This window comes from Agrobacterium sp. P15N1-A, assembly GCF_044626815.1.
Taxonomy (GTDB): Bacteria; Pseudomonadota; Alphaproteobacteria; order Rhizobiales; family Rhizobiaceae; genus Agrobacterium; species Agrobacterium leguminum.
In genome coordinates this window covers 1-12,367 of the sequence record NZ_JBIUPF010000010.1, presented here as the reverse complement: position 1 = coordinate 12,367, position 12,367 = coordinate 1, and the positions used below count along the sequence as shown (strand labels likewise).

The window sequence follows — 12,367 nt, the reverse complement described above, 5'->3', positions numbered from 1 at the left end:
ATTACGACCGTTGGGAGTTCGCCTTGGTCTAGTCGAGGTGATGATCTCTTGGGATATCATGTTGCGCCATAGCTAGCAGGACACCGTCCACTAACTGCGGAACGGCGCTCGAGCCCGTAAATCGATTGATGTGAAAAGGTTAGAATCCACCCGTTGGTGCGCTAGGTGCTGCAGCGTCTCGCCAAACTGCGAAGCAGTCGTCTATGGGATTCTTCGTCCACAGTCCAAATTCCGACAGCGAGATTACCGAACCCCGGCTTGGCTTTTGCAAAACGCTCGGGTGTCCATCCAAGGCGAGCATATACGCGTTCCATCTGAAGCTCGTACAAGCCGATAATCCGTTCAATCCCACAAGACGTGCAGAGAACGTGAAGTCCCAGGAGCAGGCGGACTGACGTGCCGGCGTCTCCATCATGAACGCAGAATTTCGTGCACTCCCACATCAGTGGATCGATAATATCGACAGGCTCATCGAAGAAATCTAGGAACTCGCGCGTGATCATCGTCTCGGCCGTTGTTGGCAGCAGCCGAAGAGATCCTCTTACTGTGCCACGTTCGTCTACATCGAGAATGTAGGCTGGTTCGAGCTCGCGATCATAGTAATCGATCTCAAGGCCATCACACACGGTTACCGGCCAGTTCAGGCGCTCGTGAAACACTGACGCCCTTCCCCTGAACATTTGTTCAAAAAGTTCGGGATGAAGCTCTCGGTCATAGTTCTTCAGAATTTTCATCGGCGTCCTCTCGATTGATGACAACCGAAAGGGCCCGATCTGCTTGAAATTAACAATCTGGCAAAAGTGACAGTTTCGGGAATGCGAACTCAAACTTCTGTCCGCAGCGCCAGACCCACGCGCGTTGGAAATTCTCACCCTCCCACCTCTATTCAACAGGGCACAAGTGAGCCCGGCGCAAGGGAGACGGTTTTAGCCCCGGCGGACGGCCTACTCGCCCTTTTCACGGTCGAGATCCCCGCCGATACCAAGTGGCGTCGCCCGCGTCGGACATTGCTTGATTTAAGAGCCTAGAGTGGGCTCGAAGGAGATATGCCCGCCTCACTGTTGATCACGCCAGAATGCTGCGATCCACATCGGTAATCAGCCGCTTGCCGCAGAGCGCCATGCTGACATCCATCTCCTTGCGGATGATCTCGAGCGCTGTCGTCACGCCCTGCTTGCCATCTGCACCGAGGCCATAGAGAAAGGGCCGGCCGATATAGGTGCCCTTTGCGCCAAGCGCCACGGCCTTCAGCACATCCTGGCCGGAGCGGATGCCGCCATCCATGTGCACCTCGATCCTGTCGCCCACAGCATCGACGATTTTCGGCAGCATGGCGATGGAGGAGTGCGCGCCGTCGAGCTGGCGGCCGCCATGGTTGGAGACGATGATGGCATCGGCGCCGGTATCGAGTGAAGCGCGGGCGTCTTCCTCGTCAAGAATGCCCTTGAGGATAAGTTTGCCGCCCCAGCGTTTCTTGATCCATTCAACGTCTTTCCAGGATAAACGCGGATCGAACTGCTCGGCCGTCCAGGAAGAGAGCGACGAGAGGTCGGAGACGTTCTTGGCGTGGCCGACGATGTTACCAAAGCTGCGGCGCTTGGTGCGCGCCATGTCCAGGCACCATTTGGGCCGGGTCGCCATCTGCCAGATGTGTTTCGGGGTGAATTTCGGCGGGGCCGAGAGGCCGTTGCGCAGATCCTTGTGCCGCTGACCAAGGATCTGCAGGTCGAGCGTCAGCACCAGCGCCGAGCACCCGGCGGCCTTGGCGCGGTCAATGAGGTTGTTGACGAAGTCGCGGTCCTTCATCACATAAAGCTGGAACCAGAAGGGTTTCGAAGTGACGGAGGCCACATCCTCGATGGAGCAGATGCTCATGGTGGAAAGCGTGAAGGGCACGCCGAATTCCTCCGCCGCCTTGGCAGCCAGCATTTCGCCGTCCGCGTGTTGCATGCCCGTAAGGCCCGTAGGGGAAAGCGCTACCGGCATCGAAACCTTCTCGCCGACCATTTCGGTGGCGAGCGATCGGTCGGTCATATCCACCAGCACGCGCTGGCGCAGCTTTATCTTCGCAAAATCATCCTCATTGGCGCGGTAGGTGCTTTCCGTCCAGGCGCCGCTATCGGCATAGTCAAAAAACATCCGCGGGACACGTCGCTCGGCCTGTCTCTTCAAGTCAGCGATCGTCAGCATTTTGTCCATGAATGCGGCCTTCATCTTAATTGTTTGCCATGTCCTCCATGGTCCGGGCGTGGCCGACGGATCAATCTGGACCGGAGGTAACACCCTCGATGCTCTTCAATCTCGGCACGAGGAAATCCGAGAAAGCTCGAACGATTGGCCGCATGAATTTGGTCGACGGATAAGTGAGAAAAATCTCCGCCGATTTGATTGAGTAGTCGGGCAAGACCTGTATCATGCTGCCGCTAGAAAGCTCCCTTGAGACTAGGTTTAGAGGCACTGCACCGACTGCTCGCCCTGCAGATATGGTGTTTATCAAGACCTGAGAGTTATTTGTCTTGAGACCCGAATGGACCCGAATTTCGATCGGCTGTCCCTTTCGGTCATGAAGCTTCAGGGCATTTCTATGAGTTATAATCTCACTCGACGAAATGACGTTTAAGCTTGCCAGTTTTTCGGGAGTTTCAATATTGCCGACGCTGCTAAGGAATTCCGGCGTCGTAACGAGGACACAGCGGACCCAGCCGACGTGTCGAACGATTATTTCCTGCGATGATATCTTCCCGTACGAAACAGCTATGTCGTAGTTCTCGTGGATTAGATTTACCTGTCGATCATCAAGAACGAGCTCAACCTCGATACCTGCATGTTCCTGCTGAAAGGCCATAAGAAGGTCGTGCCACTCATGAAAGCCAATTGAACTTGGAGCGTGTACTCGGAGAACACCCTGAACGTCTCCCGCGCTTAGGCGGAGACCCTCCAGCGCCGCGTCGATCGACGTGAGAGAATGCCGACTTGACTCGTACAGGTGCATTCCCTGTGTTGTCACTCTCACCTTACGTGAAGACCGCTCCAGTAATCGGGTATTCAGATGGCGCTCCAGATTTTGCAGGTGCTTCGATACCGCTGGCTGCGAAATCGACAAAGCGCGCGCAGCGTCAGTGATAGTACCCTTTTCAACGGTTCGAACGAACGCTTTGAGCGCTATGTACATGTCCATGAGCTAACTCCATGTGCTGCGCGGTTGTCCCACCGTATTTCGTCGAGGACCGTCTCTGCCTCCGTGAGCGGGCCTTCAATCTGCACCCGTCCGATAAGAAGAGCACTGCCGGTGAGTAAGCTGGCTGGCATCCCAGACCTTGGCGCAACTCCCGAACTTCCAGCGCAGATAGGCTAAAGAATGTTTGACGCTGAAGTGGCGGATTGCTCGCCGAGTTTCGATACCGTCCGTGTCTGTTGCGCATACGAAAGCCAAATCTTCCATCAGGTACAAGCTACCATTTTCGGTAGTGTATGATTCAATCGGGCTTTCGCCCGGATCACGCTGGCTATCGACGTGAAGGTGAGTTCAGCGGCCTTAGCCCGGATCCGATCGACACCGCGCGCTTCACTCTGACTACGTTGTCTCGATGAGGCCATCGCATTGTGCGCGGTGAGTCTGAAGGTTAATATTGCGCAGCGCTCACAACCCAATCCCGTGGCGTATTGTGAAGCAATGTCGGTCTCGCTTCTCCACTATGATAAGCCGCCGCCTCAGCTGCCGAGGGCGGTCGTCGGATAAACCAATCCTTTGCCCATCATCTGGTTTACCACCCGGTGGCACCATGCAATGGCAATGATGCCGAAAAGAGCGACACCGATAGCGGAACCCGCCAGAGCGCCATTGGCGCCATAGTAGGCCGCGCCTGTTGAAACAAAAGGAAAGACGCCAATTGTGGAACGGGCCCAATTCAGCAAAGTCGAAAGGCGAGGGCGCCCGAGATTGTTGAAAGCAGCACTGGCGACGATTATTGCTGCGGTGAAGAGATAGGTGCCGGCGACGAACCAGCAGAAGAACAAGATCACCTCGCGGGCCATCGCCTCGGCCTCAAATAAATCGGCAATAGGATGCGCAAAGATTGCCAACAGTGTCCACACGACAAGGACATAGATGCCGCTCAATACAAGGCTGCCTCGTATGGTTTCGAGAATGCGACCGTGCTCCTGGGCACTCAGATTTTGGGCGAAGATCGGCCCGACCGCACCCGAAAGGGCGAACAGCCCGACAAAGACGAAAGGGACCAAACGGCTGATCACGGCCATACCCACGATCGCACCATCGCCGGACCGCGCAAGCACGGCTAGCAAATACGCATTGCCAACAGGCGTCGCGAATTGGGCAAGGATGGCCGGAACAGCAATTTCGAAAAACGGGACCGCCGCTGCCTTTAAACGTCTGCGTGCGGGGAGCGCAACCAGTCCATGTACCCTATGCGCGCCGTACCAACCGATGAGAAGCATCACTGCTCGAGATAAGACGGTGGTAATCGCCGCGCCATTGAGACCCAGATCAAAGGCAAAAATAAAGATGGGATCGAGTATCGCGGCAGCTACCGCACTGAATAGCGTAACGTACATAGCGAGGCGCGCGTCGCCCACGCCTCGCAGAATGCCGGTTGCACACATCCCTAGACCTGCGAGCGGGATGGAGGGCATCACGATGTTTAAGAATCCTCTAGCCAGATCCAAGGTATCGCCCCGCGCGCCCAACATAAAGAGCAGTGAGCCGAGAAAGGGCCAGATGGCGACGGTGAAGGCAACAGTGACCAAACCAACATATACCATGCATGCCCCGCCCGTCTCCGCCGCCTTCTGGCGGTCCCCGGAACCAAGGCAATGGCCAATCAACGCGGTTACGGGAACGGTAAGGCCAAGGGAGATAGAAAGCGCGAAGAACAACAAGGTGGAAGCAAAACCCAGTGCCGCGGTGAATTCCGGGACCCCGAGGTGGGAAATATAAAGCAAGTTCAACATGTCGACAGCGAATGTCGCAAGTAGACCGACAGACGCCGTTGCCGTCATCACGAACACATGCCGGACAATGGAACCGCTTGTGAACTTTGCGTGCTGATTGGGGGTGGAGACTCTCTCCATGATGCGCCTACTCCGTTCACCGCAAAGCCTGCCCTCAATCACGTGCCGAATGCCCTCCCGGCGTCACGCTTGCGGAGATCAACTTTCTGATCCATTTAGCTGCAGCGGCAGATCCCACAAGGCGAGACCACTGCTATCAACATGCCGTATGCAGTTTCTCAGTGAGAATGCATCATAGACCTTCACTCACCCTTGGCGCCCTGAAACTCCTCCTCAATCTCATGCATATGTTGGAGGACTTCAGTAAGGCGGCCCCTGAGTAGGTTCGGTGTCCACCGGACACTACCAATTCACCGTGTCGCCCCCACGAGGCTTCATTCACCCGGCATTGACCCGAACACATATACGACCAAGCACAACAGCGCCAGTGCTAAAGTATAGGTGATATATTTTCTCCGCAAATTAACCCCGATTCGCGCTTAATCATCGCTTTTATTCCAGATGATTATAGCTGCTATCATACTTTCCTTCGTTGACGAGCTTTAATCTGCAATGCCTAAATCGGCTATGCTTTGCCCTCCGACGGTGAGGGCTGAAGAGAGAAACAGCGCACTACCGAGGTACCATCTTTCAACTGTTGGAGAACCCTAATGACCGCTCAATCGTCAACTGCTCAGGATAGCTCCACCGATACGGTGGCAACCAACACAAAGCCGTATCAAGCAATCGATCATATTGCGATTGCCGTCAAAGATCTCGATGCAGCAATCCGTATGTTTCGGGACGTCCTTGGTTTCGAACTCGGGGAACGGCGCCACATTAAGGGTCAGCGCTCGGGCATGGTCAGCGCTGAAATGGAAGCGAACGGAATCCGGTTCGTGCTCTGCCAGGGTACGGAGCCCACATCTCAGGTCTCCCAGTTGATTGAACACCATGGAATCGGGGTTGCGCACATTGCGCTGTCGGTGGATGACGTGGAGGCGACCGTGTCATCGCTAAAGGGTCAGGGCCTTGAATTCGATACGAAGGTGATCAAGGGACCGGGTCTAACGCAAGCGTTCTCGTCGCGTTGCGAACACACCGGATTGAGCTTCGAATTTATCCAGCGAAGCGGTGAAAGCGGCTTCCTGGAAGCTAACGTGCAGCAACTCTTCGACGAGCTGGAACAAGCAAACCGGTACTAACGACCACATCAGCCGACAACTCGGTGATCCATCTCTCGTGGAGGTACGTCATGGTCTCACTGGCCCAATCAGATGTCATGAACTTTCTCAATGAGATTGCTAGCGACTTCCCGAGAGCAATATCCTTGGCAGCTGGTCGACCGACTGAACGGCTCTTCGACCGGCTGTCTCCAGCGCGTATCGCGGAGGCTTTGGGAGAGTATCAGTTGCGCTCCGCCAAGCAGTCATCGCGCATCGACGAATTGCTACAATATGGACGCACAGCCGGCGTGGTTTCCGACCTGATTGCCGCACAGCTTCGCACCGACCAAATGGTGCCAGCACGTCCGGAGAACTTGCTGGTCGCCACCGGCTGCCAGGAAGCACTAATCCTTTGTCTCGCGTCATTGTGCTCGGGACCCAACGACGTTCTTTTATTGCCTAACCCCACTTACACCGGAGCCGTTGGTGCCGCGCAGGCAAGTCAAGTTCGGACCTGGGCGCTGGAAACGGGCGACCTTGCCAATGCAATAGAAATGGCAGTGAGCCAAATTGGCAAAGCCGGAGGCACCGCGCGTGCACTTTACCTGATCCCTGATTTTGACAATCCAACTGGCAACGTGATCGAAGAAGCAAAGCGCCGTGAGGTACTGGAATTGTGCGCGCGTCATCACATCGCGATCCTCGAAGATAGCGCGTACAGCCTTTTTCGTTTCGATGGCGACGATATTCCTCCACTGGCGGCTCTTGATGAGGCCGGCTGCGTCATTCATCTGACGACCTATTCAAAAACGCTATGTCCCGGCGTGCGCTTGGGCGCGGCAACGCTTCCAGAAACCCTTTTCGGAAGCCGCGAGGAACAGCAGGCATTGTGGAAAGCCGTCGTCCAACGCAAAAGCTATGTCACGGTCAACACAAGCCCGGTTTGCCAGGCGATCGTCGGCGGATTGCTACTCGATCAGCAATGCAGCCTTCGCAACTGGATTGAGCCAGCTCTCTCTGTTTATCGTGCAAACCGCGATGTCATGCTGCAAATGTTGGAGCTTACGTTTGGCGCCAGTGGCGAGGTGAGATGGAACGAACCTGCGGGCGGCTTCTTCCTTAAACTTGACCTGCCATTCGAGTTCGACGCCGACAACGTAGTCGAGTGCGCGACAGATTACGGCGTCATCGTTATGCCAATGGCATTCTTCTCATCTGATCGCTCACAGAATCGAAGCGTTCGTCTCTCCTTCAGTGCCGTGACGCCAGATCAAATTGACACGGCGGTGGAGGTGTTTGGTCGATACGTCACTAAGCGGATGTCGCGCCGCGCAGTTGCATAAAGACACGCTCCTCAGACCATCTCTGAGTACTGCGACAATGCAGTTACGGAGCAGCGGGACACAAGGCCGTCCCACCCAAGAAACCGGCGACGAGCCAGGCATCAACCCGTTTTGGCTTCTCCAAAACCGAAGCGCTGAGGATTTACGATGAACGAACAGTTTCAGGCTGAACGTACTATTCGGAACTCTTGCGAACTAACCGGTCTTCCACTCAGCACCGCCCAGATGGAAATTTGGCTCGCGACGCAATTAACGGAGTCAAATTTACCCTACACCGTTGGCGAGTGTCTGGAAATCGACGGGCATGTCGATATCGACAGGTTCCGATCTGCGATGGAGCAGCTCGTAGCAGAAACCGACGCGCTTCATCTGCGCATTATCAACTTGGACGGTGAGCCGCGCCAGGTTCTTGGCCCAATTCCGAAACCAATACTTCAGTACGTTGACTTGATTGGCGAAGCAGATGCAGCGGAGGCTGCTACTCACTTTGTGCAGTCCGAGCTCGCCCGCCCGATGGACCTGGAGCAAGGCCCGCTGTTCGCCTTTTGCCTTCTGCGTGTTGCGCCGAACCGCTTCTGGTGGCTTCATCGATATCACCACATTGTTGTTGATGGTCTCAGCATGGGGTTTTTGGCCCGACGTGCCGCAGCGATCTACACAGCAATCGGACATGGGCGAGTTGCTCCCGAAGGAAGCAGCGGATCGTTACAGCTTTTGCTCGATGACGATGCGGTTTACCGACGCTCAGACCAGTTCGAGCGCGACGCAACCTATTGGGCCGAGCAGGTCTCTGATGCGCCCCTGCCAGTTTGCTTGACCGGAAGAACCGCCACTTCCTCCACTCATCATATTCGCCATAGCGGAATGCTGTCTGTGGCGATGTTCGAGCCATACCTGAAAGATGGGCAGGTCGGTCGGGATGCGGCGTCCTTGGCTGTCGCTGTGATGGCCGTCTATCTGGCACGATTGGGCGAGGCTGACGAGATCGTGTTGAAGTTGCCCGTCAGGAGCCGCCTCAAGGAGGCAAACAGGTCTTCTGTGGTCGGGATGTCTGCGAACCTGCTTCCTTTGCGGTTGCAGGTGAACACAGAGAGCAGTTTTCAAACGCTGATGCACCAGACCTCGCAGAAGATTCACGAGTTGCTTCGACACCAAATGTATCGTGGCGCCGAACTTTACACACGCGTCGACAACACCTCTGGCAGTAGCATATCGGCGGGTTGCAGCGTCAACGTCATGGCGTTCGACTACGATTTCTGCTTTGATGACAACCCGGTACGGGTCAACAAGTTCATCCGCGGGCTTGCCGATGATCTTACCTTCGTCGTTTACAAAGCGACTGGCTCGGACCTTCAGATCGATCTTTTCGGCAACTCGTCGCTTTATTCCGCCGCGGAGCTGGAATTTCACTACAAGAGACTTACGCACCTTCTGGAGACAATCGCAACAGATCCTGAAATCAAGGTCGGCGCGATCGATGTCCTTTTACCCTCGGAGCGGACGCTGCTTCTGGAGGAGTGGAACCGGACGGATCATGTCTATCCCTCCGAACGCTGCGTGCACCAGCTGTTCGAGGACCAGGTCAGCGCCAACCCGGAGGCCATCGCCCTCGAGCATGACGGCGAGCTCCTCAGCTACGGCGAGCTCAACACCCGCGCCAACCGTCTCGCCCACCGACTGATCGAACTGGGGGTCGGACCCGACACGCTCGTCGCCGTCTGCGTCGAGCGCTCGCCCGCCATGGTCGTCGGCCTGCTCGCCATCCTCAAGGCCGGCGGCGCCTATGTCCCCCTCGATCCGAACTATCCACCCGACCGCCTCGCATGGCTGCTCGACGATGCGGCCCCGAAGCTGGTGCTGGCGGATGATGCCGGCCGCCAGGCCCTCGGGCCCGACGCACTTGCAGGCCGTGTCATGATCGATCTCGACGAGACCCAGCAGGACATGCCGCAGACCAACCCGGTCGTCGCGGGCCTCTCCTCGCAGAACCTCGCCTATGTCATCTACACCTCCGGCTCCACCGGAAAGCCAAAAGGCGTCATGGTCGAGCACAAGTCCGTCGTCCGGCTGTTCGAGGCCACGCATGGCTGGTTCGGATTCGGTGAGAACGACGTCTGGACCTTGTTCCACTCCTTCGCCTTCGACTTCTCCGTCTGGGAGCTCTGGGGCGCGCTGCGCTATGGCGGACGCCTGGTGATCGTTCCCCGCGACGTCGCGCGATCGCCCGAGGCCTTCCATCAGCTGGTTTGCAAGGCCGGCGTCACCGTGCTGAACCAGACGCCAAGCGCTTTCCGGACCTTCATCGAGGCGGACCGCCAGAGCGATCTCCAGCACAGTCTGCGCTATGTGGTCTTCGGCGGTGAGGCGCTGGAACCGGCCATGCTGCGGTCCTGGTACGAGCGGCACGCTGAAGGGGCTCCGCAGCTGGTGAACATGTATGGCATCACCGAGACGACCGTGCATGTGACCTATCGCCCTCTGCGGCGAGCGGATGCCTATGCTCTGGGAAGCCCGATCGGGCAACGTATCCCTGATCTGAGCATCTACGTCCTGGACAGCCACGGCGCACCTGCGCCCATTGGGGTTGTCGGCGAGATGTGGGTCGGCGGCGCCGGCGTGGCGCGCGGCTATCTCAATCGGCCCGATCTCACCTCCGAGCGCTTCGTACCCGACCGCTTCGGTCCCGACCCGGACGCCCGCCTCTATCGCACCGGCGACCTGGCCCGCTGGCTGCCCGACGGCAATCTGGAATTCCTCGGCCGCAACGACGAGCAGGTCAAGATCCGCGGCTTCCGCATCGAGCCCGGCGAGATCGCCGCCCGTCTGGCCGAGCATCCCGCCGTGCGCGACGCCGTCGTCGTCGCCATGGGAGAGGCCAACGACAAGCGCCTCGTCGCCTATCTCGTCGCCGATCCCGATCAACCGATCGCCGAGGGCGCGTCCCTCGCCGGCGAACTGCGCGACCATCTCGCAACCCGCCTGCCCGACTACATGGTGCCGAGCGCCTATGTGCAGATCGACGCCCTGCCCCTCACCGCAAACGGCAAGCTTGACCGGCGCGCCCTGCCGCTCCCGGACGCCGACGCCCTCGCCCATGCCGCATACGAGGCCCCGCAAGGTCCCGTCGAAACGGCGCTTGCCGCCATCTGGTCCGAACTCCTCGGTGTCGATCGCATCAGCCGCAACGACAGCTTCTTCGCTCTCGGTGGACATTCGCTCCTCGCCGTCAGGCTGTTGGAGCGCCTTCGGCGCCTTGAACTGGGAGCCGAGATCCGCAGTCTGTTCGAACATCCGCAGCTGTCCGCCTTTGCCGCGACGCTCGGCCGCCATCGCGAGGTGATCGTGCCGGCCAATACGATCAGGCCGGACAGCACCACCATCACGCCGGATATGGTGCCGCTCGCCGAACTCACCCAGGCCGAGATCGACCAGGTGGTCTCGACCGTGCCAGGCGGGGTGGCCAACGTACAGGACATCTATGCCCTGTCGCCCCTGCAGGACGGTATCCTCTTCCACCATCTGCTCGCAACGGAAGGCGACCCATATCTCCAGTCCGGCCAGATGGCGTTCCCGGATCGGGATCTTCTCGACCGCTATCTCAGCGCCGTGCAGCGCGTTGTCGATCGCCACGACATCCTGCGGACCGGCTTCGTGTGGGAGGGCCTCCGCTCGCCAGTCCAGGTGGTCTGGCGCAACGCGACACTGATGGTCACCGAGGTCGTGCTGGATCCCGAAGCCGGACCAGCGACGGAGCAGCTAAAACGCCGCTTCGATCCACGCCACTACCGGATCGCCCTCGACCAGGCGCCGCTTCTGCGGTTCGTCATCGCCAAGGATCCGCACAGCGATCAATGGATCGCGCTCATGCTCCAGCATCATCTGGTGGACGACGCTTCGTCGCTATTTATTCTCCGCCGCGAAGTGGCTGCTATCATAGATGGCGATGAAGAAAGCCTGCCGCCAGCAGACCCGTTCCGCAATGTAGTCGCCCAGGCGCGCCTCGGATCGACCGAAGAACAGCACCAGGAATATTTCCGCTCCGTCCTTCACGATGTCGGGGACCCCGTGCTGCCGTTCGGGCTCGATGAAGTGCATGGCGGCGGAAGCGGTATTCGCGAAGTCCGCCAGCAGGTGCCCCAGGAGGTCAACGAACGGCTGCGCGCCCAGGCGCGGCGAATGGGCGTGAGCATGGCGGTCCTTTGCCATGTGGCATGGGGACAGGTGGTCGCTCAAGCATCCGCACATGACACGGCCGTCTTTGGTACAGTACTGTTCGGCCGCATGCAGGCAGGTGTCGGCGCTGACCGGGCGATGGGCGTGTTCATCAACACGCTACCGCTGCGCCTCGACCTTGCTGGAACCGTCGAGGAGGGCGTGCGGCAAGCGCATCTGCGGCTGGCAGAACTGCTGGAGCACGAACATGCCTCGCTTGCGCTGGCGCAGCGCTGCAGCGGCGTGGCTCCCGGAACCCCACTGTTCAGTGCACTGCTGAACTACCGGCACATCGCCTCCCGCCCGGAATCCTCTGCATTGTCAGCTATCAAGTGGCTAGGCGGCGAGGAGCGGACCAACTACCCCGTCGCGCTGTCGGTCGAGGACTTCGAGACATCGATGGGGCTGACCGCTCAGGTCGATGAAGCCGTTCCCGCCGAACGGGTCTGCGGATACATGCAGCAGGCGCTGGCGAACCTCGCCGATGCGCTGGAACGCACGCCAGACCTGCCGCTCCACCAGCTCGACATCCTCCCGCCCTCGGAGCGGACGCTGCTTCTGGAGGAGTGGAACCGGACGGATCATGTCTATCCCTCCGAACGCTGCGTGCACCAGCTGTTCGAGGACCAGGTCAGC

Annotated in this window: 7 protein-coding genes; 3 read left to right on the top strand and 4 right to left on the bottom strand. The window is 58.3% G+C overall.

Annotated features, from left to right (window positions below; translation table 11 throughout):
* Window positions 1-161: 161 nt before the first annotated feature.
* The 4 genes from ACIK7D_RS25420 to ACIK7D_RS25405 form a co-directional block, all read right to left on the bottom strand.
* Entirely contained in the window at window positions 162-734 is a 573-nt protein-coding gene (locus ACIK7D_RS25420; protein ID WP_400157825.1) for an acyl-homoserine-lactone synthase, read from the bottom strand.
* Window positions 735-1,065: 331 nt separating this feature from the next.
* Window positions 1,066-2,199, bottom strand: coding sequence for an L-lactate dehydrogenase (locus ACIK7D_RS25415; protein WP_400157824.1), 1,134 nt, complete (start codon window positions 2,197-2,199; stop codon window positions 1,066-1,068).
* Window positions 2,200-2,260: 61 nt separating this feature from the next.
* Window positions 2,261-3,178 (bottom strand): LysR family transcriptional regulator, encoded by a 918-nt coding sequence (locus ACIK7D_RS25410; protein ID WP_400157823.1) that lies wholly within the window; start codon window positions 3,176-3,178, stop codon window positions 2,261-2,263.
* Between the two features lie 533 nt (window positions 3,179-3,711).
* Window positions 3,712-5,091, bottom strand: coding sequence for an MATE family efflux transporter (locus tag ACIK7D_RS25405; protein ID WP_400157822.1), 1,380 nt, complete (start codon window positions 5,089-5,091; stop codon window positions 3,712-3,714).
* 590 nt (window positions 5,092-5,681) lie between these two features.
* Here ACIK7D_RS25405 and ACIK7D_RS25400 point away from each other — a divergent pair.
* The 3 genes from ACIK7D_RS25400 to ACIK7D_RS25390 form a co-directional block, all read left to right on the top strand.
* The gene (locus ACIK7D_RS25400) at window positions 5,682-6,215 is read left to right on the top strand and encodes a VOC family protein (protein ID WP_400157821.1); all 534 of its coding nucleotides are present in this window, start codon (window positions 5,682-5,684) and stop codon (window positions 6,213-6,215) included.
* Between the two features lie 50 nt (window positions 6,216-6,265).
* Complete coding sequence (locus tag ACIK7D_RS25395; RefSeq protein WP_400157820.1) at window positions 6,266-7,519, top strand: PLP-dependent aminotransferase family protein; 1,254 nt, start codon at window positions 6,266-6,268, stop codon at window positions 7,517-7,519.
* 147 nt (window positions 7,520-7,666) lie between these two features.
* Window positions 7,667-12,367, top strand: a 4,701-nt coding sequence (locus tag ACIK7D_RS25390) for an amino acid adenylation domain-containing protein (RefSeq protein ID WP_400157819.1), incomplete at its 3' end; no start/stop codon positions are given.